General features: G+C 69.6%; 25 protein-coding genes. 17 read left to right on the top strand and 8 right to left on the bottom strand.

Annotated elements, in window-relative coordinates; genetic code table 11:
- Both RL72_RS08770 and RL72_RS08765 read right to left on the bottom strand, forming a co-directional pair.
- Positions 1–415, bottom strand: a 415-nt coding sequence (locus tag RL72_RS08770) for a PadR family transcriptional regulator (RefSeq protein ID WP_082072274.1), incomplete at its 3' end; no start/stop codon positions are given.
- A 157-nt stretch (positions 416–572) separates the two neighbouring features.
- On the bottom strand, positions 573–1,295 hold the full coding sequence (locus RL72_RS08765) for a TetR/AcrR family transcriptional regulator (protein ID WP_045250435.1): 723 nt from the start codon (positions 1,293–1,295) through the stop codon (positions 573–575).
- Between the two features lie 134 nt (positions 1,296–1,429).
- On the opposite strand from RL72_RS08765, the gene RL72_RS08760 reads away from it, so the two are divergent.
- The 4 genes from RL72_RS08760 to RL72_RS08745 all read left to right on the top strand — a co-directional run bounded on the left by RL72_RS08760 (position 1,430) and on the right by RL72_RS08745 (position 6,527).
- Positions 1,430–2,920 (top strand): MFS transporter, encoded by a 1,491-nt coding sequence (locus tag RL72_RS08760; protein ID WP_045250434.1) that lies wholly within the window; start codon positions 1,430–1,432, stop codon positions 2,918–2,920.
- A gap of 86 nt (positions 2,921–3,006) precedes the next feature.
- Positions 3,007–4,332: a helix-turn-helix domain-containing protein gene (locus RL72_RS08755; protein WP_045250433.1), complete on the top strand. Its 1,326-nt coding sequence runs from the start codon at positions 3,007–3,009 to the stop codon at positions 4,330–4,332.
- Between the two features lie 198 nt (positions 4,333–4,530).
- On the top strand, positions 4,531–6,081 hold the full coding sequence (exaC, locus tag RL72_RS08750) for an acetaldehyde dehydrogenase ExaC (RefSeq protein ID WP_045250432.1): 1,551 nt from the start codon (positions 4,531–4,533) through the stop codon (positions 6,079–6,081).
- A 65-nt stretch (positions 6,082–6,146) separates the two neighbouring features.
- Positions 6,147–6,527, top strand: coding sequence for a DUF779 domain-containing protein (locus RL72_RS08745; protein ID WP_045250431.1), 381 nt, complete (start codon positions 6,147–6,149; stop codon positions 6,525–6,527).
- Between the two features lie 18 nt (positions 6,528–6,545).
- Here RL72_RS08745 and RL72_RS08740 read toward each other — a convergent pair whose 3' ends face one another.
- Entirely contained in the window at positions 6,546–6,776 is a 231-nt protein-coding gene (locus RL72_RS08740) for a hypothetical protein (protein ID WP_156156745.1), read from the bottom strand.
- 246 nt (positions 6,777–7,022) lie between these two features.
- Between RL72_RS08740 and RL72_RS08735 the strand changes: the two genes are divergently transcribed.
- From RL72_RS08735 to RL72_RS08720, 4 genes are all read left to right on the top strand, one after another.
- Positions 7,023–8,657 carry an ABC transporter substrate-binding protein gene (locus tag RL72_RS08735; protein WP_045250429.1) on the top strand — a complete coding sequence of 545 codons (1,635 nt, stop codon included), beginning with the start codon at positions 7,023–7,025 and terminating at the stop codon, positions 8,655–8,657.
- Between the two features lie 93 nt (positions 8,658–8,750).
- The gene (locus tag RL72_RS08730; RefSeq protein ID WP_045250428.1) at positions 8,751–9,827 is read left to right on the top strand and encodes an ABC transporter permease; all 1,077 of its coding nucleotides are present in this window, start codon (positions 8,751–8,753) and stop codon (positions 9,825–9,827) included.
- A gap of 1 nt (position 9,828) precedes the next feature.
- Positions 9,829–10,842 (top strand): ABC transporter permease, encoded by a 1,014-nt coding sequence (locus RL72_RS08725; RefSeq protein WP_082072273.1) that lies wholly within the window; start codon positions 9,829–9,831, stop codon positions 10,840–10,842.
- Positions 10,839–12,572 (top strand): dipeptide ABC transporter ATP-binding protein, encoded by a 1,734-nt coding sequence (locus RL72_RS08720; protein WP_248700427.1) that lies wholly within the window; start codon positions 10,839–10,841, stop codon positions 12,570–12,572. The genes RL72_RS08725 and RL72_RS08720 overlap by 4 nt, the downstream gene beginning before the upstream one ends.
- A gap of 215 nt (positions 12,573–12,787) precedes the next feature.
- Here RL72_RS08720 and RL72_RS08715 read toward each other — a convergent pair whose 3' ends face one another.
- From RL72_RS08715 to RL72_RS08705, 3 genes are read right to left on the bottom strand one after another with little or no spacing between them, the layout of a single operon-like run.
- On the bottom strand, positions 12,788–13,906 hold the full coding sequence (locus RL72_RS08715; RefSeq protein WP_045250427.1) for a hypothetical protein: 1,119 nt from the start codon (positions 13,904–13,906) through the stop codon (positions 12,788–12,790).
- 58 nt (positions 13,907–13,964) lie between these two features.
- A complete protein-coding gene (locus RL72_RS08710; RefSeq protein WP_045250426.1) occupies positions 13,965–14,936 on the bottom strand; it encodes a hypothetical protein in 972 nt (323 codons plus the stop codon).
- 41 nt (positions 14,937–14,977) lie between these two features.
- Complete coding sequence (locus tag RL72_RS08705; RefSeq protein ID WP_045250425.1) at positions 14,978–15,814, bottom strand: class I SAM-dependent methyltransferase; 837 nt, start codon at positions 15,812–15,814, stop codon at positions 14,978–14,980.
- Between the two features lie 161 nt (positions 15,815–15,975).
- Here RL72_RS08705 and rpsF point away from each other — a divergent pair, with 161 nt between their 5' ends.
- From rpsF to dnaB, 9 genes are all read left to right on the top strand, one after another.
- The gene (gene rpsF, locus RL72_RS08700; protein WP_045250424.1) at positions 15,976–16,341 is read left to right on the top strand and encodes a 30S ribosomal protein S6; all 366 of its coding nucleotides are present in this window, start codon (positions 15,976–15,978) and stop codon (positions 16,339–16,341) included.
- Positions 16,342–16,347: 6 nt separating this feature from the next.
- The gene (locus RL72_RS08695; protein ID WP_045250423.1) at positions 16,348–16,863 is read left to right on the top strand and encodes a single-stranded DNA-binding protein; all 516 of its coding nucleotides are present in this window, start codon (positions 16,348–16,350) and stop codon (positions 16,861–16,863) included.
- Between the two features lie 70 nt (positions 16,864–16,933).
- Positions 16,934–17,188, top strand: a complete 255-nt coding sequence (rpsR, locus tag RL72_RS08690; RefSeq protein WP_040168021.1) for a 30S ribosomal protein S18 — start codon at positions 16,934–16,936, stop codon at positions 17,186–17,188.
- Between the two features lie 11 nt (positions 17,189–17,199).
- On the top strand, positions 17,200–17,652 hold the full coding sequence (gene rplI / locus RL72_RS08685) for a 50S ribosomal protein L9 (RefSeq protein ID WP_045250422.1): 453 nt from the start codon (positions 17,200–17,202) through the stop codon (positions 17,650–17,652).
- A gap of 276 nt (positions 17,653–17,928) precedes the next feature.
- Complete coding sequence (locus RL72_RS08680; protein ID WP_045250421.1) at positions 17,929–18,630, top strand: hypothetical protein; 702 nt, start codon at positions 17,929–17,931, stop codon at positions 18,628–18,630.
- Between the two features lie 49 nt (positions 18,631–18,679).
- On the top strand, positions 18,680–19,375 hold the full coding sequence (locus tag RL72_RS08675; protein ID WP_052674279.1) for a class F sortase: 696 nt from the start codon (positions 18,680–18,682) through the stop codon (positions 19,373–19,375).
- Positions 19,376–19,426: 51 nt separating this feature from the next.
- Positions 19,427–20,185, top strand: coding sequence for a SecDF P1 head subdomain-containing protein (locus RL72_RS08670; protein ID WP_045250420.1), 759 nt, complete (start codon positions 19,427–19,429; stop codon positions 20,183–20,185).
- 34 nt (positions 20,186–20,219) lie between these two features.
- Positions 20,220–21,107 (top strand): hypothetical protein, encoded by an 888-nt coding sequence (locus tag RL72_RS08665; RefSeq protein WP_052674278.1) that lies wholly within the window; start codon positions 20,220–20,222, stop codon positions 21,105–21,107.
- A 466-nt stretch (positions 21,108–21,573) separates the two neighbouring features.
- Positions 21,574–22,959 (top strand): replicative DNA helicase, encoded by a 1,386-nt coding sequence (gene dnaB / locus RL72_RS08660; protein WP_045250419.1) that lies wholly within the window; start codon positions 21,574–21,576, stop codon positions 22,957–22,959.
- Positions 22,960–22,982: 23 nt separating this feature from the next.
- Here the strand turns inward: dnaB and RL72_RS08655 are convergent, their stop codons facing one another.
- Positions 22,983–23,582 carry a hypothetical protein gene (locus tag RL72_RS08655; RefSeq protein WP_103951808.1) on the bottom strand — a complete coding sequence of 200 codons (600 nt, stop codon included), beginning with the start codon at positions 23,580–23,582 and terminating at the stop codon, positions 22,983–22,985.
- Positions 23,583–23,711: 129 nt separating this feature from the next.
- Positions 23,712–24,725, bottom strand: coding sequence for a LacI family DNA-binding transcriptional regulator (locus RL72_RS08650; RefSeq protein ID WP_045250417.1), 1,014 nt, complete (start codon positions 24,723–24,725; stop codon positions 23,712–23,714).
- Positions 24,726–24,805 lie beyond the last annotated feature (80 nt).

The following is a 24,805-nucleotide window of genomic DNA, read 5'->3' as shown; positions in this document are numbered from 1 at the left end:
GCCGCCGCGGTCGCCCCGACGAGGACGCCCTGGCATGAGCGGGTCGCCGGCGCCGCGGGACGAGGCGGCGGACGGATCCGGCCGCGGCCGGCGGGATGTGCGGGGCGAGCAGCCCCGACATCGCCACCGCGAACTGGGACCACGTCGCGATCTGCTCGTCGAGCAGCCCCTTGCCGTGCCCGGTGATCGCGTAGTACTTGCGGTGCGGGCCGCCGTCGGACGGCACGACGTAGCTGGACAGGGCGCCGGCGGAGTAGAGCCGACGGAGCGTGCCGTAGACCGATGCGTCCCCGACGTCGCCGATCCCGGATTCGCGGAGGCGGCGCACGATGTCGTACCCGTATCCGTCCTCGTCGCGCACGACCGCGAGCACGGCCAGATCCAGCACTCCCTTGAGCAGCTGCGTGGTGTCCATTCACCCTCCTCCGCAGCCGCGATCGACTGCGTTGCTCTGCACGCTACCACGCAACGCACAGTAGTGCGGGTAGCGCGTCATCATCGACGCTGCGCCGTGTCGGGCAGCGCCTGTGCGCCTGGTCGAACGGCGGGACGGAGGTCGCCCTGAGGCGTGTCTAGCCCTGAGCCTGGAGGCGGAGCCCCGCCAGGAGCAGGTCGAGCCCCCCGAGGAACTGGTCGCGGTCGTCGTGGCCGTCGAACTCGTCGAGGATGTGGTGGATGAACGGGAAATCGGCCGCATCGAGGGCACGCCACTGCGCGGCAGCCGAGGCCATGTACTCCTCGCGGCTCACCTCGCCCGACACCACGGCGGCGGGCGGCTCCTGCCCGAGATCGGCGGCGGTGCCGATCACGTAGCCCACGACCGCCGAGGTGGCGTGGAAGGTCTGGCGCGGCGTGAGATCCAGTCGCATCACGTGCTCCCCGATCCGCTCGTAGAGCTGCAGGGAGTGGATCTGGCTGGTCGTGTCGCGGAGGGCGTAGGCGCCGAGCCACGGGCGGTCGACGATCGCGTCGAACATGGTGAGCGCGATGGTGCGGATGTCCTCGATCGGATCCCCGCCGCCGACGTCCGCCGTCGCCTCGAGCACGCCGGCGAGCACCGAGTCCGCGGCGAGGTCGAGCAGCTCGTCGCGTCCGGACACGTACCAGTAGACGCTCGCGACGCCGCCGCCCAGCCGCGTGGCCAGTGCGCGGATGGTCAGCCCCTGTGCGCCGGACTCGTCCAGGATCTCGACCGCGCCGGCGAGCACCGACTCCAGGGAGTGGGAAGCGCGGGAGCGCGTGCGCGGACCGCGCGGCCGCACGGGCCCGTCGCTCTGCTGCGGTGTGGATGCCATGGCTCCATCCCACCATGACGGGCGGCTCTGCGCGGGAGGCGCTTGCACATCATCGAACATCGTTCTATTCTATCGAACGACGTTCGGTGACCGAACGCTGTTCGATTCACCTTCTCGATTCGGAGGAATCGCCCATGACTCCCGCACCCGCGCCCGCGCTCGCCCGCGCACGCACCTACCCGTCCCTGCGGGCCGCCTGGATCCCGCTCGCCGCTCTCTGCCTCGCGTTCTTCGTCGAGATGGTCGACAACACCCTTCTTTCGATCGCGCTGCCGACCATCGGTCGCGAGCTCGGAGGCGACACGACCTCGCTGCAGTGGATCACGGGCGCCTATTCGCTCACGTTCGGCGGCCTGCTGCTGACCGCCGGCTCGATCGCCGACCGCTTCGGCCGACGCCGGGTGCTGCAGATCGGACTCGGCCTGTTCGGGCTGATCAGTCTCGCCGTGCTGCTCATCACCTCCACCGGAGAGCTCATCGTGCTGCGCGCCGCGCTCGGCGTCGCCGCAGCGGCGATGGCCCCGATCACCAACTCGCTGGTCTTCCGGCTGTTCGACGACGAGAAGCTGCGGATGCGCGCCATCACGCTCATGATGGTCGTCGGGATGTCCGGCTTCGTCCTCGGCCCGCTCCTGGGCGGCACGATGCTCACGCATCTGCCCTGGCAGTGGCTGCTGCTCGTGAACGCGCCCATCGCGCTGATCGCCGCCGCGGGCGTCCGCTTCGGCGTTCCCGCCGACTCGGCCGACGGCCTCACCACGGACCGGCTCGACCTCCCGGGCGCCGCGCTCAGCATCCTCACGATCGGGCTCGCATGCTACGTGCTCACGAGCGGCATCGAGAACGGATGGGCATCGCCCCTCACCCTCGCGATCGCGGTCGGCGCCGTGGTCTCGCTCGTGCTGTTCATCGTCCGCGAACGGAGGGCGGCCTCGCCGATGCTCGACCTGTCGCTGTTCCGCCAGGGAACCGTGCGGGGCGCGGCCATCGCCCAGATCGGGACCTCCGTCGCGATGGCGGGCGTGATGTTCGCCCTGATCCTGCACTTCCAGTACGCGTGGGGCTGGTCGCCGCTGCAGGCGGGACTGGCCAATCTGCCGCTCATCGCCACGATGATCCTCGCCACGCCCCTCACCGAGTGGCTCGTGCGCCGGTGCGGGCACCGAATCGCGTGCCTCATCGGAGCGGGACTGCTCGCGGCGGGCCTCGGGCTCATGGCCTGGGCCGTCCAGCAGGACTATGTGGCGATCGCCGTCGCGATGGTCGTGATGACGGCGGGCCTGCGCACGGTCATGACGATCTGCGCCGTCGCGCTGGTCGGCGCCCTGCCCGAGAACCGCACGTCGATGGGCGCCGCCATGAACGACACCGCGCAGGAGCTGGGCACCAGCGTCGGCACGGCCGTCGTCGGCACGCTCATCGCGGCGCTCGTGACGGTGTCGCTTCCCACCGGGGGATGGGCTCCCGCGCTGGTCGCCTCGTTCTTCCACGGTGAGCAGGCGGTGTTCATCCTGCTCGCCGTGGCGGTGGGGGTCATCTCGGGCGTCGGCGCGCTCACCCTCACCGACGCGCGCACGGTCGACGAGCACGCCCCCGAGGAGCAGGAGCACGTGCCCGCGGTCTGACGCGGAGGCCTGTCTCCGATCCCGGCGCTGCGGCGCGCCCGTCGCCGTACACTGGATCCACTCCGTCGCCGACGATCGGAGACCTCGTGTCCTCGCCCTGGCAGCCCTCCCGCGATCCTGCCCCCGCCGCCTCGCGCCTGCTCATCGAGCGCGCACACGAGGAGCTCGTGGCCGGGAACGTCGAGGACGGGCGCCTGCAGAACGTGCGCTCGCTCGTGCGCGAGTCGTGGGAGCGGTCGTGGCGGCAACGCGTCGGCGCCGAGGGACTGCCGCCGCTCGACTTCACCCTCGAGGCCCTCGACGCCTACCGGCTCGCCCACCCTCTCGCGGGGGCGATGGACACCATCCGTTCGCTGCTGCTTCCGGGATCCGCAGAGGACTCCGGCGTGATCGTCGCCGTCGGCGACCATGCCGGACGCCTGTTGTGGGTCGAAGGCGACCTGAACCAGCGGATCCTGTCCGGAGAGATGGGCTTCGTCGAGGGCGCGAACTGGTCGGAGCGCTCGGTCGGCACCTCCGCCCCCGGCACGGCCCTCGAGCTCGGCGCCTCGGTGCAGATCCACGGGGCCGAGCACTACAACCGTCTGGTGCAGCCCTGGTCGTGCACGGCCGCGCCCGTGTTCGACCCGGAGGACCGTCGCATCCTCGGGGTGATCGATGTCACCGGCGGCCCGGAGGCGGCCAGCCCCCAGGCCCGCATGCTCGTCGACGCCACCGCGCGCGCCGTCGAGGCGGAGCTGCTCGTCGCACGCCTGCGGGCCCGTGCCGAGCCCGTTGCCCCCGCCGCTACGCCGCACCGGAGGCAGGCCCCGGACCGCGCCGCGCTGCGGGTGCTCGGCCGGGACCGGGCCCGGCTCGAGGTGGCCGGGGAGGAGGGAGAGCGGTTCGTCGAGCTCAGCGCACGCCACGCGGAGATCCTGCTGCTGCTCGCGGTGCACCGTCAGGGGCTCAGCGCCGACCGGCTCGCCGAGCTCGTGTACGGGGAGGGTTCGTCGGCGGACACGCTGCGCCCGGAGATGGTGCGCCTGCGCAAGGTCCTGGAGCGGATCTGGCCGGCGCTCGTGCCGGAGTCGCGTCCGTACCGGCTGAGTGTTCCGCTGGAGACCGATGCGCAGGACGTGCTGTCCCTGCTCGATCGCGGGGCCCACCGGGTGGCGTTGAGCGCGTACCGCGGACCCGTGCTGCCCGACTCGACGGCGCCGGGCGTGGAGGAGTACCGCGAGTCGGTACGCTCCACCCTGCGCGAGACGATGCGCACCGAGGCGAGCGTCGACGTGCTGCTGAGCTACGCCGAGATCCCCGAGGGCGCCGACGACGCGGAGATCCTGCGGCTGTGCCTGGAGCTCCTGCCGGCGCGCTCGCCGAAGCGCGCGGGCCTGGTGAGCCGCATCGAACGGCTCGAGCAGGCCTGACGCTCCCTCTATTTGCGTCAAACCGTGGGTTCCGGCCCCCGAATCCCACGGTTTGACGCAAACAGACGGAAGGGGGGAGGGGCGCGCGGGGTGCAACCCGATGCAACGTGACGCACGGGGGTGCAACGTGCGCGCGCCTACCGTCGAGGCACATCCACCCGCGCGGCATCGGAGCCGCGGTACGTCGAAGGAGACGCGATGACCATCATCGAGGAGAGCGTGTCGACCGCCTACGCGGCCCCCGGCCAGCCGGGCGCGCTCGCGAACTACCGCCCGAGGTACGGGCACTACATCGGCGGCGAGTTCGTCGAACCCGTCAAGGGCCAGTACTTCGAGAACATCAGCCCCGTGAACGGCAAGCCGTTCACCGAGGTCGGCCGCGGCACGAGCGAGGACATCGACCGCGCGGTCGACGTGGCCTGGAAGGCGTTCGCGAGCTGGGGCAAGACCAGCCCCGCGGAGCGGGCGAACATCCTGAACCGGATCGCCGACCGTATCGAGCAGAACCTCGAGGTCATCGCGATCGCCGAGACGTGGGAGAACGGCAAGCCGGTGCGCGAGACGCTCGCCGCCGACATCCCCCTCGCCGTCGACCACTTCCGCTACTTCGCCGGCGTGCTGCGCGCCCAGGAGGGCGGCATCAGCCAGCTCGACGAGAACACCGTCGCGTACCACTTCCACGAGCCGCTCGGAGTGGTCGGCCAGATCATCCCGTGGAACTTCCCGCTGCTGATGGCCACCTGGAAGCTCGCACCGGCGCTCGCCGCGGGCAACTGCGTCGTGATCAAGCCCGCCGAGCAGACACCGGCGTCGATCCTCTTCCTGTTCGACATCATCGGCGACCTGCTTCCGGCCGGCGTCGTGAACATCGTCAACGGCTTCGGCATCGAGGCCGGCGCACCGCTCGCGCAGCACAAGCGGATCCGCAAGGTCGCCTTCACCGGAGAGACCACCACGGGTCGCCTGATCATGCAGTACGCGTCGCAGAACCTCATCCCGGTGACCCTCGAGCTCGGCGGAAAGAGCCCGAACGTCTTCTTCGAGGACGTCGCGAGCTCCACGTCCGACCCGTACTACGACAAGGCGCTCGAGGGCTTCACGATGTTCGCGCTCAACCAGGGCGAGGTCTGCACCTGCCCGTCCCGCGCACTCATCCAGCGCTCGATCTACGACGGCTTCCTCGCCGACGGACTCGAGCGGGTGAAGAAGGTCGTGCAGGGGAATCCGCTGGATCTCACCACGATGATCGGCGCACAGGCCTCCAACGATCAGCTCGAGAAGATCCTCAGCTACATCGACATCGGCACGCAGGGCGGCGCGCGTCTGCTCACGGGCGGTGAGCGCGTCGACCTCGGCGGCGACCTCAGCGAGGGCTACTACGTGGCGCCGACGGTGTTCGAGGGCACGAACGACATGCGGATCTTCCAGGAGGAGATCTTCGGGCCGGTGCTGTCGGTGACGAGCTTCGCCGACTTCGACGATGCGATCTCGATCGCGAACGACACGCTCTACGGCCTCGGCGCGGGCGTGTGGAGCCGCAGCGGCGACACCGCCTACCGTGCGGGCCGGGCGATCGAGGCCGGCCGCGTCTGGACCAACACGTATCACCAGTACCCCGCGCACGCGGCTTTCGGCGGTTACAAGCAGTCCGGCGTCGGCCGGGAGAACCACAAGATGATGCTGGACCACTACCAGCAGACGAAGAACCTCCTGGTCTCCTACGCCGAAGGCCCGATGGGCTTCTTCTGATCCGGATCCGACGAACGGGCGGGCACCCCACGCAGGTGCCCGCCCGCATGACGAGAGGAGCGGCGATGCTCGAATTCCACCGCGTCGACGTCTCACCGGAGGCGGCGGCGCTGCTGCGTGCGCTGACCGCGCAGCACGGCCCGCTGATGTTCCACCAGTCCGGCGGATGCTGCGACGGCTCCGCGCCCATGTGCTACCCGGTGGGCATGTTCCTCACCGGACCGGGGGACGTGCTGCTCGGCGATCTCGACGTCGGCGTCGAGGAATCCGTGCCCGTATACATGTCCGCGTCGCAGTTCGAGTACTGGAAGTACACGCACCTCACGATCGACGTCGTCGACGGACGCGGATCCGGATTCAGCGTCGAGTCGCCGACCGGCAAGAGGTTCCTCACGCGCTCGCGGATGCTCGATCAGTCCGAGCTCGAGCACTTCGCGCTGGCCTGATCGCGCATCCCCGGTTCGCTATACCCAATACGTGAAGTGATACAGCCCGTCGCCGCGAAGTTCGCAGTTCTGCGCGATCTGATATCCGCTCTTCGCGAACTGTCGTTGGTCTGCCTGGCAGCCGCTCAGCGAGGTGTATCCGCCCGATCCGACCTGCGTGGCCGCAGAAGCGCTGGGCGCCACGGCCAGCGTCAGTGCCGCCGCGAGCACAACTCCTCCAGCCGCTGAAGCGAAATAGTTCTTCTTCATGTGGACTCCTCCGGTTTCGTTCATTGACGAACGTCTCCGGCCCCGATGCCGGAGAACCTTGAGGCTACCCCGCTCGAACGGCTCGCCGCAGGATTTGCGCCAACCCAGGTCACGGCTCGGCCTCGGATCTCCCGAGAAAAGCGCAGGCGTGCATACAATCGGGTGTCCCGTGCGCCGTGAACCCCGACGGCCATGGATGTTGCGGCCGCGCTGAACTGCGGCCACGGAACCGATACAGAGGTGTATATGTCATTCCACAGCACTCGAGGTCGTCTCGGCCTCGCCATCGGCGCGCTCGGCGCCACAGCCCTCGTCCTCGCGGGCTGCGCGACGAGCAGCACGGGTGGCGGCGGCTCGACCGGAGGATCCGGCGGCAGCACGATCACGGTCGGCACCACCGACAAGATCACGTTCCTCGACCCGGCCGGCTCATACGACAACGGCTCGTTCGCGGTGATGAACCAGGTCTATCCGTTCCTGATGAACAGCAAGTACGGCACGGCCGAGGTCACCCCGGACATCGCCGAGTCGGCCGAGTTCACCTCGCCGACCGAGTACACGGTCAAGCTCAAGAAGGGCCTGAAGTTCGCCAACGGCGACCCGCTGACCTCGGCCTCGGTGAAGTTCTCCTTCGACCGCCAGCTCAAGATCAACGATCCCGCGGGTCCCGCGGTGCTGTTGAGCAACCTCGCGAGCACCGCGGCACCGGACCCGACCACGGTCGTCTTCACGCTGAAGAACGGAAACGACCAGATCTGGCCGCTCATCCTCTCCAGCCCGGCGGCTCCCATCGTCGACGAGAAGGTCTTCTCGGCCGACAAGGTCACCGATGACGACACGATCGTCAAGGGCAAGGCCTTCGCGGGTCAGTACGAGATCACCGACTACAAGAAGAACCAGCTCATCTCCTACAAGCCGTACGCCGGCTACCAGGGCGAGCTGGGCAAGGCCGCCAACAGCCAGGTCAACGTCAAGTACTTCGCGGACGCGTCGAACCTCAAGCTCGCGATCGGCAACGGCGACATCGACGTGGCGTTCCGCAGCCTGTCCGCCACCGACACCGCCGACCTCTCCAAGAACAAGAAGGTCAAGCTCGTCGAGGGCCCCGGCGGCGAGATCCGCTACATCGTCTTCAACTTCAACACGATGCCCTTCGGCGCGACCACTCCCGAGGCCGACCCGGCCAAGGCGCAGGCCGTGCGCCAGGCGGCGGCCGACCTCGTCGACCGCGCGGCGATCGCGAAGGACGTCTACAAGGACACCTACAGCCCGCTGTACTCCTTCGTCGCGGACGGCATGTCCGGGGCGACGGCCCCGCTGAAGTCGATGTACGGCGACGGCAACGGCGGTCCGTCGCTCGACAAGGCGAAGAAGGTCCTGTCGGACGCGGGCGTCACCGGCCCGATCACACTGAACCTCCAGTACAACGGCGACCACTACGGCCCGTCCTCGGGTGACGAGTACGCCGCGATCAAGGCCCAGCTCGAGCAGGGCGGCCTGTTCACCGTCAACCTGCAGAGCACGGAGTGGACGCAGTACTCCAAGGATCGCGTCGCCGATGTGTACCCGGCCTACCAGCTCGGCTGGTTCCCGGACTACTCCGACGCCGACAACTACCTGTCGCCGTTCTTCACGACGGACAACTTCCTGAAGAACCACTACGACAACAGCGCGGTCAACGACCTCATCGTGAAGTCGCAGACCGAGACCGACAAGGACAAGCGCATGGCGGATCTGGCTCAGATCCAGGACATGGTCGCGAAGGACCTGTCGACCCTGCCGCTGCTCCAGGGCAAGCAGATCGCGGTCACGGGCGCCGATGTCAAGGGTGCGACCCTCGACGCCTCCTTCAAGTTCCGCTACGCGCCGCTGAGCAAGTAGCGCATCCTCAGACGGGGCACCGCCGCACACGCGACGGTGCCCCGTCCTCGTCCGGGCGCAGCGCAGCGCCCACCCTCCTCACGAAGGTTCTCCATGTCCGTTGACGCCCTCGCCGCAGACCCCGTGGCGACGCGCCCCGCCTCCTCCGGAGGAGGACTGTGGCGCTATATCCTGATCCGCCTGGTGCTGATCATCCCGACCGTCCTCATCCTGGTCACCCTGGTCTTCTTCCTGATGCGGATCACCGGCGATCCCATCACTGCCGCCCTCGGCGGCCGCCTTCCTCCCGACCAGCTCGCCGCGCGCGTGCACCAGGCGGGCTACGACCGGCCCGTCCTCATCCAGTACTTCGAGTACCTGGGCAAGATCCTGCAGGGCGACTTCGGCACGACCATCACCGACGGCCAGCCCGTCACGCAGGTGCTGCTGACCTACGGATCCGCCACGCTCGAACTCGCGATCTACGCGCTCATCGTCGCGTTCGCGGTGTCGATCCCCCTGGGCCTTGTCGCCGCGCACCGCCGCGACAAGTGGCAGGACGCCTCGCTGCGGATCATGGCGATCCTCGCGTACGCGACCCCGATCTTCTTCGTCGGCCTGCTCCTCAAGCTCGTCTTCTCGGTGTGGCTGGGCTGGATGCCCGTCTCGGGCCGGGCCAGCACCCAGACCGAGCTGCTCATGAGCGGGGTGAACACCCCCACCGGCATCTACCTGCTCGATGCGATCCGGCTCGGCAACGGACCGGCCATCGGCGACGTGCTGTGGCACGCGATCCTGCCCGCCCTCGCCCTCGGGCTGCTGACGGCCGGCATCTTCCTGCGCCTGATCCGCACCAACGTGATCGGCACCCTCGGGCAGCAGTACGTCACCTCGGGTCGCTCCCGCGGCGTGAGCGAGTACCGCCTGGTCACGAAGCACGCGTTCCGGCCCGCGCTCATCCCGATCATCACGGTGATGGGCCTGCAGATCGCACTGCTGCTCTCCGGCGCGATCCTCACCGAGACCACCTTCGAATGGAAGGGCATCGGCTTCATGCTGAGCGAGTACCTCAAGGCCCGCGACTTCGTGGCCGTGCAGGGCATCGTCGTCATGATCGCCGTGATCGTCGCCGTGACCAACTTCATCGTCGACATCGTCGCCGCCATGATCGACCCGAGGGTGAGGTACTGAGATGGCTGCCGGAAACCCCTCCGAGCCCGTGGTCGACCGCGACCTGCCCACGCCCAAGACCGAGGTGCTCGCCGCCCAGGCGCCGCGCAAGCGCCGCTGGAGCGAGCGGATCCCCGTGGTCTCCCAGCTGCGTCAGAGCGTCGGCCTGCAGCGCGGCATGCTCGTCACCGGTCTCGTCATCACGGCCGTGTTCGTGCTGACCGCGATCCTCGCCCCGCTGATCGCGCCCTACTCGTGGGCGCAGCAGGCCGTCAACGGAGTGAAGTTCGGCACGCAGCAGCCGCCGAGCGCCACCAACATCCTCGGCACGACGGTCAGCGGCTTCGACGTGTTCTCGCGCGTGATCTGGGGGTCCCAGACCGCGCTGCTCGTGATCCTCGCCGCGATCGCCTGCTCGATCTTCATCGGCATCGCGCTCGGCCTGCTCTCCGGCTACTTCGGCGGCTGGCTCGACCGCACGCTCGTCGTGCTCGCCGACGCGATCTACGCCTTCCCGTCGCTGCTGCTCGCGATCGTCATGTCGATCGTGATCAGCCACGGCCAGTCGAACCTGTGGTCGGGCATCATGGCCACCGCCCTGTCGATCACCGTGGTGTTCGTGCCGCAGTACTTCCGCGTCATCCGCGCCGAGGTGGTGCGCGTGCGCGCCGAGCCGTTCGTCGAGTCGGCGAAGGTGATCGGCGTCCCGACCACCCGGATCCTGATCCGCCACGTGCTGCGCAACTCCACCCGTTCGCTGCCCGTCGTCATCACGCTGAACGCCTCGGAGGCGCTGCTGACCCTCGCGGGTCTCGGCTTCCTCGGCTTCGGCATCGAAGCGACCTCCGCGGCGGAGTGGGGCTACGACCTGAACCGCGCCATCGCGGACGTCACCAGCGGGATCTGGTGGACGTCCATCTTCCCCGGCCTCGCGATCGTGCTGGTGGTGCTCGGCATCACCCTCGTCGGCGAGAGCCTGAACGACCTGAGCGATCCGCGACTGCGCACGCGTCGTCGCGCGGGAGGTGCGGCATGACCGGCACGACCAACACCATCGGCCTGCGCGACGTCGCGGAGATCCGCGACCTGAAGGTGCGGTTCGCGACCGACGGCGAGCCCGTCGACGCCGTGAAGGGCATCGATATCCGGGCTCACGCGGGCGAGGTGCTCGCGATCGTCGGCGAGTCCGGATCCGGCAAGACCGTCACCGCCAACGCCCTGCTCGGGCTCCTGCCGGAGACGGCGACCATGTCGGGCGCGGTGATCGTGCGCGGCCGCGGCGGCGAGACCGACGTCGTGCACGCCTCGCCCGCCAAGCTGCGCGCGATGCGCGGACGCGATGCGGCGATGGTCTTCCAGGAGCCGTCGACGGCGCTGAACCCCGTCTACACCGTGGGGTGGCAGATCGCGGAGGGCCTGCGGGCCCATGCCGACGGACGCCTCTCCACGAAGGAGGCGAAGGCGAAGGCCGTCGAGATCCTCCGCAAGGTGGGGATCCCGGATCCGGACCGGCGCGTCGACGACTACCCGCACCAGTTCTCCGGCGGGCAGAAGCAGCGCATCGTCATCGCGATGGCGCTCGTGCTCAACGCCGGGCTCATCATCGCCGACGAGCCGACGACCGCTCTGGACGTGACCGTGCAGGCCGAGATCCTCGAGCTCCTGCGGGCGTGCCGCGACGAGTTCGGCGCGACCATCGTGCTGATCACGCACAACATGGGCGTGGTCGCCGATCTCGCAGACCGCGTCGTGGTGATGCTGCGCGGCGACATCGTCGAGCAGGCGCCGGTGCGGGAGCTCTTCGCGAACCCGCAGCAGGACTACACCCGCGAGCTGCTCGCCGCCGTGCCGCACGTCGGTCAGGGCAAGTCCGCGCTCGTCGCGACTTCGTCGCCGTCGGCGTCCTCGCTCGAAGACCGCTCCGCGCCGGAGCCGGCCGCGGGCAGCCTCATCGTCGCGCGGGCGTGCGAGATCGGCTACCCGGGACGGTTCGGCCGCGGCGGCGTCGTCGCCGTGAAGGGCGTCGACTTCCACGTCGGTCCCGGCGAGGTCGTCGGCCTGGTCGGCGAGTCCGGATCGGGCAAGACCACGATCGGCCGCGCCGTCGTCGGCCTCACCACCGTGGTCGGCGGGTCGCTGCAGGTGCTCGGACAGGAGATGAAGGGCGTGAAGCAGCGCCAGCTCGCGCCTCTCCGCCCGGAGATCGGGTTCGTCTTCCAGGATCCGGCCACGAGCTTCAACCCGCTGCTGTCGATCGCGGAGTGCATCGCCGAGCCGCTCATCGTGCACGGCAAGGCGTCCAGCGTCGCCGCGGCGCGGGCCAAGGTGGACGAGCTGCTCGACGCGGTGCGCCTGCCGACGAACTTCGGCGACCGCTACCCGCACGAGCTCTCCGGCGGGCAGCGCCAGCGCGCCTCGCTGGCCCGCGCACTCGCACTGGATCCGAAGCTGCTCATCGCCGACGAGCCCACCAGCGCACTGGACGTGTCGGTGCAGGCCAAGGTGCTCGAGCTGTTCGTGCAGCTGCAGGCCGAGCTCGGCTTCGCGTCGCTGTTCATCAGCCACGACCTCGCCGTGATCGACGCCGTCGCCGATCGCATCATCGTGCTGCAGCGCGGCCGGATCCAGGAGCAGGGCACGACCGCCCAGGTGCTGAAGGATCCGACCCACGCCTACACCCGGGAGCTGCTGGCCGCACTCCCGGTGCCGGATCCGGTGGAGCAGGCCGAGCGGCGCGCACTCTGGCAGGCCGTGCGCCGCGGCTGAGCGGCCCGCCCCCGGGCGCTCGCCGCTCCGGCGCAAGGGCGCTCGTCCCTCCGGCGCAAGATGGAAAACGTCGCTGCGACTCGTCTCGCAGCGACGTTTTCCATCTTCAGTCAGCGACCTCGCGGATCTCGAGATGGATCTCGTCGTTCCGCGGGTGTTGCGCGCGACGTTTTCCATCTCGACGGGATTCGAGCGCGCTGGATCCGGCCTCGTCGTCAGTGCGCGAACATCACGCGGAACACGACCCAGCCCACGGCGGCCGCGCCGAACACCAGCACCGACGCCCACGGGAACGTGCGCTTCAGACGGCGGCCCTCCGGTGCCACGCCGGGCGGAGGAGCCCAGGGGCGGCCCGGCTCGCCGGGCGTCGGCGTGACCGGGCCGCCGGCGAAGCGCGCGGGTGCCGGGTCGGACGCCGCGCCCAGGCGCTCGTCTCGCCAGCGCGCCCACTGCTCGAGCTTCGCGATGACCGCCCCGACCGTGCCGAACATCTGCGCCCACACGGCCGGATCCAGTGTGGTGACCTGCCGGTTCTGCGCGTAGAGGAACAGCCAGTCGTCGACGATCTCGACGTCGAACGCCGAGGCGCTGTCCAGGAAGCGGGCCATGATGTCGGGGGTGAAGAGGTACAGCGCGTCGCGCTCGTAACCCTCGGGGCAGTACAGGGCGAAGGAGCGGTCGAAGTCGCCCTCGAGGGACAGCCGCTGGTGGCGCTGGTACGCCGCGGGCAGGTTGGAGCCGAAGAGGCCGTTGTTGGACTGCGCGTCGAGCACGATGTTCGGCAGCGGAACGTCGAGCTTGATCGCGATGTAGCCCCACTCGTGCGTCTGGCTCTCCTTGCCGGACCCGGTGGTGTACCGGTAGTTCGCGAACTCCGCGAAGCGCGGCGAGGTGCCGCGCACCAGATCGGTGGACTCGCGCCCGTGTCCGAGCGAGAAGATCATGCCGGGCAGCTGCGGATCCGCGAGCCGCGGCAGATAGCTCATGCCGTTCGAAGAGGCGAAGTCGGCAAGGCGATAGCCGCGCACGAGCAGGCGGTTCCACCAGGCGATCCCGCCCCACACGGCGAGGCCCACGATGACGAGCATCAGCAGCGGCATCACGATCCCGCCCGACGAGCCCAGCAGCACCGACAGGAACACCCCGACGACGCCGAAGCCGACGAACGCGATGAAGAGCGCGATGACGATGAACAGCACGATCTGGCCGGTGCGCGGACCCACGCCGCTGGCCCTCGCCTCGCGTGCCCAGGCCGTGAGCCGAGCGCGGTCGACGGGGGCGGTCAGGGCGCGGGCGTCGAAAGCGGCGGTGCTGCCGGGCGATGGAGTGCTCACCCTCCCACGCTATTGCGGGAGCGCGGATTCCACAGCGGTGAATGCGGCCCGAGGCCCGTCAGGCGTTCACGGTATCCGCGTCCCACTGCAGGTTCGCGCCCTCCGGGATGGGGAGCGCCTCGAGGCGGTCGTCGGCGCAGAGCGCGGCGACGAGGGCTTCGGATCCGCCCACGATCGTCGAGTCGAAGTCGATCTCGCTGACCAGGATCCAGGCGTGGTCCGCCGGCCAGATCAGGCTCGGGTGCTGCGCGCTCGGCGGGAACCCGTGCTGCTCCGCGACGGTGTCCCGCCACGGCACGCGCAGCGGCCAGTCCGCGTCCGCGAAGACCCGCGGCGGCACGGCGAACAGCACATGGCTGCGCTGCGGAAGCTCGAGACGAGCGCCCTCGGAGATCTCGCGGGAGAGGATCCCGTCCTGCCAGGGCGCCTTCTGGTACGGCTTGTTGAACGGGTCGTGGATGCTCTCGGCGAGCATCGCCGCGTGCGCCTCGGCGGGATCGTCGGTGAAGGTCATGAAGGTCCGCCCGGTCGTGCCGTAGCCGCCGGTGAGACCGCCCCAGCCCTCCCAGAGCCCGGCCACCCCGTCGTCCGGCGTCGTCGTGTGCGCGGCGAGGTGCGTGGCCACCCGGGCCAGCGCCGCGGGCGGGAGCTCTCCCTCGAAGGGTGCGGTGAACTCCCGGCCGTCGGGGGAGCGGCGCCGGCGCCAGTCCTCGCCCTCGGGCGTCCGCACGATCCGGTTCCACTGGGCGAGCGGATGCAGCACCGTGCCGAACGCCGCGGCGGTATCCGCCCAGGTCGCCGCGTCGTCGCGGAGCCCGACGAGGGCCTGCTCCTCCTCGTCCTCCGTCATCGCACGCAGCTCGTCGATCGTCGGAACGACGCCGGCGGTCACGCTGCGCACCCCGGCGGGATGGAGGATCCGGGCGTACGCCGCGAATCCGCGCGGCACGACGTCGTGCATCGTGTCGACGCCGGGATCCAGACGGTCCCGGATCCAGTCTCCGACCTCGACGTCATCCACCCAGCGCATGCCGCCAGGCTAACCCGCCGGGTCGATGTTCGTCGTCGGCCTCAGTCCTTCTTCGCGATGATCGTGAAGGTGCACGGCACGAGGTCGCGCTCGCCCTCGGGCCAGACGTAGTCGCCGCCGGCCTCGGTCATCCGCGGCGAGAACCGCCACGGCAGGCTGCGGCCCTCCTCCATCCTCAGGATGCGCAGGCCCGCGCCGATGAGCGCGTTCACGACCTCCGAGATCGGGTGCGGCCACTCATAGGTGCGGGTGTGCGTGACCGTGCCGTCGCCGACGTACGTGCCGGCCTCGTCCCACGCCTGGGCCGACCCGTCGCCGAAGTACGGGTAGCGCAGCACGAGCTCGTCCCGCGTCTCATCGAGCCCGTAGAGCACGGGGTGGCCGTCGCGGATGTAGAACAGCCCGCCGGCGCGCAGGAGACCGGCGATCTGCGCCGCCCAGCGATCGAGGTCGTCGAGCCAGGTGATCGTGCCGATGCTGGTGTAGACCAGGTCGAAGTCTCCGGACACGGCGGCGCGGGCGTCGAGCACGTCGGTCTGCACCCAGGTGGCCGACAGGCCCAGGCGTGCGGCGAGGGCCGTCGCCGCGTCGAGGGCCGGCCCGGAGAAGTCGACGCCGGTGACGCGGGCGCCGAGCCGTGCGAGCGAGAGGGTGTCGGTGCCGATGTGGCACTGCAGGTGGCAGACGTCGAGCCCGTCGAGTCCGTCCGCCAAGAACGGTGCGAGGGCGGCCGCGTCGGTGCGCACCACATCGGAGAGGTGCGCGGGATCGTCGAAGGCGTCCAGCCCGTACGCCTCGACGTGCAGCACCGCGCGCTCGTCCCAGTTCTCCCGGTTCGCCTCGCGCGCCGGCTCCCAATCGATCTCGACCTGATCCATGCCGGTCACGCTACCGAGGTTCCCGCGCCGATTCGGCGCATTCAGCCGGATCCGCTAAGCTGTACCGGTTGCCTGGGTGAATCATGCCCGGGCACGTGCACAACACCCTCCTGCTTCCGGGAAAGTCCCGGAAGCCGTTCTAGTCCGAAGGAGGTGGGTAAGTGACGCACCAGTACGAGCTCATGGTCATTCTGACCCCCGAGCTGGACGAGCGCCAGGTTGCCCCCAACCTCGACAAGTTCCTGAAGGTCATCACCGCTGATGGTGGCTCGATTGACAAGGTCGACATCTGGGGCAAGCGCCGTTTCGCCTACGAGATCAACAAGAAGACCGAGGGCATCTACGCCGTCGTGAACTTCACCGCGACCAGCGAGGCCACCAACGAGCTGGACCGCCAGCTGAACCTGTCGGAGCTCGTGTTCCGCACCAAGGTTCTGCGTGCCGAAGAGGCGCAGGCGATGGTCGCCGCCGAGGCCAAGCGTGCCGAGGAGAAGGCCGCCCGCAAGCCCAAGGTCGCGAAGGCCTAAGGCATCATGGCCGGCGAGACCGTCATCACCGTGGTGGGAAACCTCACCGCCGACCCCGAGCTGCGCTACACGCAGAACGGGCTGCCGGTGGCGAACTTCACCATCGCCTCGACGCCGCGCACCTTCGACCGCCAGGCGAACGAGTGGAAGGACGGCGAAGCGCTGTTCCTCCGCGCGTCCGTGTGGCGCGAGTTCGCCGAGCACGTGGCGGGATCCCTGACGAAGGGCATGCGGGTCATCGCATCCGGACGCCTGCGTCAGCGCTCCTACCAGGACCGCGAAGGCAACAACCGCACCGCGATCGAGCTGGAGGTCGACGAGATCGGCCCCTCGCTCCGCTACGCGACCGCCCAGGTCACCCGCGCCGCCTCGAACGGCGGCGGCGGGAACTTCTCCGGCGGCCAGCAGGGCGGCGGGCGCCCGCAGCAGCGCGACAACGACGAGCCGTGGTCGACCCCCGGCTCCTCGAGCGCTGACGCGTGGAGCACTCCCGGCAGCTTCGGAGACGACACGCCCTTCTGAGCGTCGTCCCCGGACACAACAGATTCCGGATCCTGACGGATCCGAAAAACAATTCTCGTAAGGAAGACTCATGGCTGGAAAGTCGAGCGGCGACCGCCGCAAGCCGCGGAAGGGCGCGAAGAACGCCGCCCCCGCGAAGTCCATCCGCGTGGGTGTCATCGACTACAAGGACGTCGCGACCCTCCGCAAGTTCATCTCGGAGCGTGGAAAGATCCGCGCCCGTCGCATCACCGGTGTGTCCGTGCAGGAGCAGCGCCTGATCGCCAAGGCGATCAAGAACGCGCGCGAGATGGCTCTCCTGCCCTACGCCGGCGCTGGCCGTTAAGGAGCACCGACATGGCAAAGCTGATTCTCACGAATGAGGTCGCCGGGCTCGGTAGCGCCGGTGACGTGGTCGAGGTCAAGAACGGGTACGCCCGCAACTACCTCGTTCCGCAGGGTTTCGCTGTCGCGTGGACGCGCGGTGGCGAGAAGCAGGTCGAGCAGATCCAGGCCGCCCGCAAGGCGCGTGCGATCCACGACCTCGACGACGCGGTGGCGCTGAAGAACGCCATCGAGGCCGCCAAGGTCCGCCTCGCCGTCAAGGCGGGCGCCGAGGGCCGTCTGTTCGGCTCGGTCAAGACCGCTGATGTCGCCGCCGCCGTCGAGGCCGCGGGCATCGGCGCGATCGACAAGCGCAAGGTGCACATCACCTCGCCGATCAAGTCGGTCGGCGACCACGAGGCCACCGTTCGTCTGCACGACGACGTGACCGCCGTGATCACGCTGCAGGTCGTCGCCGCCAAGTAAGGCGCGAACGCCCTGTCAGGGGCCGTCTCCTTCGGGAGGCGGCCCCTTTCGCGTGACCGGGCCGCCTTGTCCCAGGCTTCCCGGGGTCCATTGCCCCGGCATCGGAGGGTGGTTATCGTGGGGGCAAAGGTTGCACCGGCTGGGGCGTGGGCAACCGTTGACGGGGTGGGGGCCCGGCGATCTTGGGGATCGGCGCGTCGAGTCCACTCCGTGGACTTCCGCGCACCCGGACGCGTGTGATCGCACTTCGATCACGAATCTGGGGGTACGGGGGACATGTCTCCGAACAGCACGAGCGCGAAGGCGCTCCGCAAGGCCGCGTACGCAGCGGGCGCGATGTCGCTCGCCGTCGCGGGAATCCTGATCACGGTGCCGGCCGCATCCGCGGAAGACGGCACCTGCACGCCGGCACCGGCGTACGACGAGCAGGTGCTCGTCACTCCTGAGGTGCCGGGCACGCCGGGCTCGCCCGCCGTCGAGGAGGTCTGGCACTGGGGCAATTTCCAGCGCTACTCGTGGACCGGCGGTCCCGGCGGCCCGGGGGCCGGCGACATCCCGCCGGGCGACAACTGGCAGGCCAACACCGTCAGCTACGAGGGCGCCGGGCACGGGACGGATCCCGTCAACGAGATCTTCCAGGCGGGCACGCCCGGAAAGGCCGACTGGTTCTACTGGTCCGCGGACAAGATCATCGACGTCGAGGGGCAGCCGGCGGTTCCGCCGACGGAGGGCACGCCCGCCGTCTACACGACCGTGCACCACGATGCCGTGACGTGCCCTGTCACCGTGGTCACGCCGCCGACCGTGACGCCGCCCACCACTCCGGCTCCGGCCGAGGAGACCACGCACACGATTCCCGTCACGGTGCAGACCGACGGCGACACGTCGTGGATCCCGGTCGCCGCGGGCGGCCTCGGTGCGCTCGCCGCGGCCTCGCTGGCCGGGGCGGGCCTGCTTCTGCGCGGTCGTCGCAGCTGAGCATCCGTCGAGGACAGGGAGGGTCATCGTGACGCGCAGACGCCTTGCGATGACCCTTCTCGTCGTCGCGGTGCTCGCCGGCGGCGGGGCGGTCGCGCTCGCCGGCGCGGCGCGGGGGATCGGTCCCGTGCCGATGAAGCCCGCGCCGCAGGTGTCGGTGCCGGCCCCGACCCCCTTGCTGACGCCGGAGCCCGGCTCGACCGCACCGTCGACGCCCCCGCCGTCGGCGGCTCTGCAGGACATCGACGGCACCCCGGTGCACATCACCGTGCGCCATCAGGACGTGCCGCTCATCGATGCCGACATCAATCTGATCCAGCTGAACGACGACGGCTGGCTGAACCCCGATCCGGGACTCGCGGGCTGGTACGGCCCTCCGCAGTGGCAGACGATGCCGGGAAACCTGTCGGGCTACCGCGCGGTCATCGTCGGGCACAACGTGACCGGTGAGGGCCTGAAGGACGTCTTCTTCGATCTCGGGCGGGTGAAGGCGGGGGACAGCGTCGTGATCACCTATGCACTGCGCGCCGGCGGACTGGCCGCCGCGCAGTTCGACGTGGCCGCCGACGCCGTCAGCGTGCCCAAGCAGGACGTCGTCGCACAGGCGAGCACGGCGTACAGATGGGTGTGGCAGACGGACGGTCCGGAGCGCACGCTCGCGTTGTTCTCATGCGATCTCGACGCCCCGCACGTGGACGGCCACTCGGTCGACAATTGGATCGTGACCGCCACGCGCGTCTCGTAGCGGTCCTGTCGCCGGTGCGGCGCGCGGTCTGCCGGGTTAGGCTCCGGGGGTATGAGCCGCTCGATCCGTTGCTGCGTCCTCGCCGTCGCCGCTGTCGTCGGAGTCCTGCTGCTGGCGGGGTGCACGCGGCTGCCGTTCGCCGCTCCTGAGCTCACGCACCAGGTGGTGCTGCGGGTTCCCGCGGGCAAGGCCGATGCGGTCGCGAAGCAGCTCGCGCACCGGCTCGACGTCGCGGGCATCACCGAGCGGAGCATCGGCACGGACGGCGACCGTGTGGCGGTGAGCTACAACCCCCCGAAGACCGGAGGGAAAGACATCGAGGTCAGGGATGACCTGTTCCAGGCGCCCGGGGAGTTCACGATCCGCCCCGTGACAGCCGTCGGTGCGAAGGCCACGGCGTCGGACGACTGCACGAAGAGCGCGGAGACCTGCACCGTCACCACCGAGGAGCACGAGGTTCTGCAGCTCGGGCCGGCTGGCGTCGGCGACGAGGATCTCGCCTCCGCGAAGGCGGTGGAGGTGCAGAACCAGTGGGGTGTGCGGATCGACTTCACCGACGGCGGTGCGGCGGCCCTCGCCGAGCTCTCCGGGAAGCTCGCCTGCGAGGAGGATCCGGCGCTCAAGCGGATGGCGATCCTGCTCGACGGCAAGCTCCTCGCCGCCCCCACGGTGCAGCTCGAGTGCGGGCAGTCCCTGTCGACGTCGGTGGAGATCTCCGGGGGTTTCGACCGGGCCAAGGCCGAGCAGTACGCCGCCCTTCTCGGCGCCCCGCTTCCCGAGGGTGTGCAGATCGTGTCGTCGAAGCCCTAGCCCGCCCGCGCTACTGTCGAGCCGGAGGGGGAGCATGAGCGCCGACACAGAGGATCCGATCCCGTACCCGCTGCCTGCGAACTGGGACGAGCGGGGGATGGGGTTGGTGTCGCCGGTCGCGTACGCGTTCATCGCGCTCACCGCCGCCGCCCTGCTGCTGCTCGGGGTGAGCTGCGCGGTGCGGGGAGACGTGCTGTGGACCGTGTTCTGGGCGGTGTGCTTCGGGGCGCTCATGGCGGGGCTGTCGGTCTCGCGGGAGGGACCGCCGCGCCGTTCCCGCGGGCCGGCGCTGATCAACGCGGTCGCATTGACGCGGGCTGACCGCGAGCCGCCGGACTCGTGGGTGCACTTCTTCCGTCAGAACCTCGCATCGTGGGGGCTCGGGTGGGCGCTGCTGCTCGGCGGCACCGGGTCGGGCACGTTGCTCGTCGTGGCCGGGATGCGCGTCGTCGAGCGGGATGCCGGGGGCTGGCTGCTGCTGATCGTGCCGCTGGCTCTGGCGGCCGCGGTCCTGGTCCTGTGCGGGGTCATCGCGCTCGTCGCCGCGTTCCGCAGCGCCTCGTTCGGGCGGATCCCCCTCGGGATCTCGCTCGGCCGGGCGGGCTTCTCCCGTCACTACCTGGACGCGATCGAGGTCGTGCCGTGGGAGAAGATCCGGGCCGTGTCCGCCCTTGCGCGGGAGGCCGGCTCGACCGAGGGGCCGCGGCGTGTGCGCATCGAGCGCGAGGGTCGCGAGCCGTGGGATCTCGGGCTCGACGACTACACGGCTCCGCCGTGGGTCCTGTACGCCGCGCTGCGGTACTGGCAGGAGCATCCGGAGCGCCGTGGCGAGCTCAGTGGCACGGTCGCCCAGCAGCGGCTCGAGAGGTGGTGCGCGGAGGCCTCGGCCGCTGTCCCGCGCAGAACCGCGGCGCGATCCTAGGGTGACGACCATCGCGCGCTTCGGCGCAGGCTCGGCCGGTGCAGATGCTCCTTCGAGCGACGCCACTCCCGCCGAACGGCCGACTTGACAAACGGCTCCTGGCGTGGGTGTCATCCCCAAGTTGTACACATCCGCACAACCGCTCGCGAACCTTAAAGAGGGACTTTAAACGGATTCCCATCCACAGGCTGGGGAAACTAGAAAAGCCAGGTCAAGCACCATAAAAAAGTTGAGATCGAAAAGACTCCCCACAGTTATCCCCAGGCGTTCTGCACAGACTCTCCCGACTTACCCGCAATCCCTCCACAGAGTTATCCACAGGCTCTCCGCGCGTGCGGGTAGCGTGGTCCAGCAACCCGATGTCGGTGGTCCATGGTGCGATGTGCACGCGGGGAGATGAGCTCCGCGAGGCCCGATCCCGACCCGGGGATTGTCACGGCCGGCGGGGTAGGAGAAGGGGGCGCGTGTGTCGATCGCGGACATCGCGGAAGAGCGGCTCGGTGGAGAGCGCGGACCAGAGCGGACCCCTCCCCACGACATGATGGCCGAGCAGTCCACGCTCGGCGGAATGCTGCTCTCGAAGGACGCGGTGGCCGACGTCATCGAGTCTCTGCGCGGAGCCGACTTCTACATCCCCAAGCACGAGCTGATCTTCGACGCGATCCTCTCGCTGTACTCGCACGGCGAGCCCACCGACGTCATCGCCGTCACCGACGAGCTCATCAAGAACGGCAACCTGTCCCGCGCCGGCGGGGCCGACTACCTGCACTCGCTCACCTCGATCGTGCCGACCGCCGCGAACGCCGGGTTCTACGCCGGGATCGTGTCGGAGCGGGCGATCCTGCGCAAGCTCGTCGACGCGGGCACCCGCATCGTGCAGATGGGGTATGACGGGCAGGGCGACGCGGTCGACCTCGTCAACAGCGCGCAGGCCGAGATCTACTCCGTCACGGGCACCGAGCGGGCCGAGGACTACGTGCCGCTCACCGTCGCCGTCGACGCGGCCGTCGAGGAGATCGAGGCCGCGAGCGGTCGCGACGGATCGATGACCGGCGTTCCGACCGGGTTCCGCGAGCTCGACGAGCTCACCAACGGCCTGCACGGCGGTCAGATGATCGTCGTCGCCGCGCGTCCTGCGATGGGTAAGTCGACGCTCGCGCTCGACTTCGCGCGGGCCGCGTCGATCGGGAGCAACCAGCCGTCGATCTTCTTCTCGCTCGAGATGGGCAAGGCCGAGATCGCCATGCGTCTGCTCAGCGCCGAAGGCGCGGTGCCGCTGCAGAACCTGCGCAAGGGAACGCTCGATCAGCGCGACTGGACCACGGTCGCCGCCACCCGCGGGCGCATCAACGACGCGCCCCTGTACATTGACGACAGCCCCAACATGACGCTCGTCGAGATCCGCGCCAAGTGCCGCCGGCTCAAGCAGCGCGCAGGTCTGAAGATGGTCATCATCGACTACCTGCAGCTGATGACGAGCGGCAAGCGCGTCGAGTCGCGTCAGCAGGAGGTCTCGGAGTTCTCCCGCGCTCTGAAGCTGCTCGCGAAGGAGCTGCAGGTGCCGGTGATCGCGCTCTCGCAGCTGAACCGTGGCCCCGAGCAGCGGCAGGACAAGAAGCCCGCCATCAGCGACCTGCGCGAGTCGGGATCCATCGAGCAGGACGCCGACATGGTGATCCTGCTGCATCGCGACTCCGTCTACGACAAGGACGTGCGCCCGGGCGAGGCCGACCTCATCGTCGCCAAGCACCGCAACGGCCCCACCGCGACCATCCAGGTCGCCTTCCAGGGCCACTTCTCCCGCTTCGCCGACATGGCCAGCGACTTCCAGGGCGGCGGCGACTTCAACTAGGCCGCGCCGAAGCGCCGATCGCGTCAGCGCAGGATCGGGAGCCTCCGCACGATGGGGAGGCGCTGCCACATCGCGTCGAGGCTCATGCGGTGTGCCGCGGGAGTGACGGCGAGTGCGATCAGCACCAGCGCGTACACCAGGTGCTCGTCGACGATCGGGTTGTTCGGGCTCTGCCACACGGCGAGGCGCAGCAGGATCATGAGGGCGACTCCCGCGACAGTGGCGATCCGGGTGGCGATGCCGAGGAGCAGTGCGATGCCCACACCGCCCATGCCGAGCATGAACAGCCAGTCGACCACGACGTTGCCCGCCAGCGCCGTGAAGAGCGGCGCGAGCGGGCCCTGGGTCCCGAACTCCAGGAATCCGGTGGTGGGGGAGGCGCCGTGGATCCACGCGGCGGGGCCGAAGAGGTCGACGGCTCCGGTCTTGGCGTCCCGGCCGGTGCTGAATCCGAGCGCGAAGGTCTTGTCGAGGAAGGCCCACAGGAAGATCAGGGCCATGGCGATCCGCAGGAGCGGCCAAACCGCGCTGAGGACCGGAGCGGTCTCGACGGCGGATGAGCGGCGCGGGCTCGCGGTGTCTTCGTCGGTGGCGAGGGCGGTGCGGTCGTCGGTCGTGTTCATGGTCGTCATCTCCTTCGTCGGCGGGGCGCGAGGAGGCGATACCCCCCCCGTGAGGGAGCACGAGAGAGAGCCGCGGAAGGTTCAACGGATCCGGAAGCGCGGGAGTAGGAGCGCCCGCGGCGCCCCGGTTCAGCGGACGGAGTCGCGCACGACGACGGGCATCGGGATCAGCGACTCGGTCGCGGGCTCGGGATGCAGGAGGAGGTCGACCGCGCGGGCGCCCATCGCCTCGTGGGGAAGAGCGACCGTGGTCAGGCCTGGCCGGAGGTAGGCGGCGATCTCGTCGTTGTCGAAGGACACGATCGACAGATCCTCCGGGATGCGCACCCCGAGCTCACCGGCCGCCTGGTAGGCGCCGAACGCGAGCCTGTCGTTCATGGCGACGATCGCCCGGGGCGGGTTCTTCTGCCTGAGCAGGCGTTTCATGGCCTGGTAGCCCTCGTCCGGCTCCCACAGCCACACCGAGACCTCTGCCACGAACTCCAGATCCTGGTCGGCCATCGCCTCGCGGATCCCGGCGACGCGCTGGGCGACGGTGGCCGAGCGGAACAGTTCCCTCTCCTTCGCCTCGCTCTGGCCGAGCAGGGCGATGCCGTCGCGGAACCCGGCGTCCATGAGCACCTGGATCGCAGCGCGCCCTCCGCGGTACTCGTCGGGGAGCACGGAGTGGGGGAAGCGGCTGTTGGTGGCGTTCAGCATCACGGCGGGCGTCTCGATGCGCATGTCGGGGAGGAAGAGCTCCCGCGCGCGCATGGCCGCGAAGACGATGCCGTCCACCTGCCGGTCGAGTGCGGCGCCGATCGCCTCGGTCTCGCGTTTGGGCTCGCCGCCGGTCTCGAGCACCATCATGACGTGCCCAGCCGCCTCTGCCGCCGACAGGGCGCCCTTGATGAGCCCGGACGCGAATCGGGTGGTCGCGACGAAATCCGAGATGAAGGCGATCGTCTGCGTCTTGTTGGTCTTGAGTCCGCGCGCGGCGACGTTGGGACGGTATCCGAGCTCGGCGGCCGCGGCGTGCACGCGATCGTGCGCCTCCTGGGACAGGCGGGTGTCGGGCTTGCCGTTCAGGATCATCGAGGCGGCGGACACGGACAGGCCGGCCTTCTTGGCGACATCGGTCAGGGTCACGCGCTTGCTCAGCATCGAGAACCTCCTCCTTGTCTGCGTGCCGTGACCGTGCCCGGCCCGGCTCGTCGGCCTGCAGTTGACAAACGTACGCGAGT

This window comes from Microbacterium azadirachtae, assembly GCF_000956545.1.
In the GTDB taxonomy this organism is placed as follows: Bacteria; Actinomycetota; Actinomycetes; order Actinomycetales; family Microbacteriaceae; genus Microbacterium; species Microbacterium azadirachtae.
This window is presented reverse-complemented; position numbering and strand designations above follow the sequence as displayed.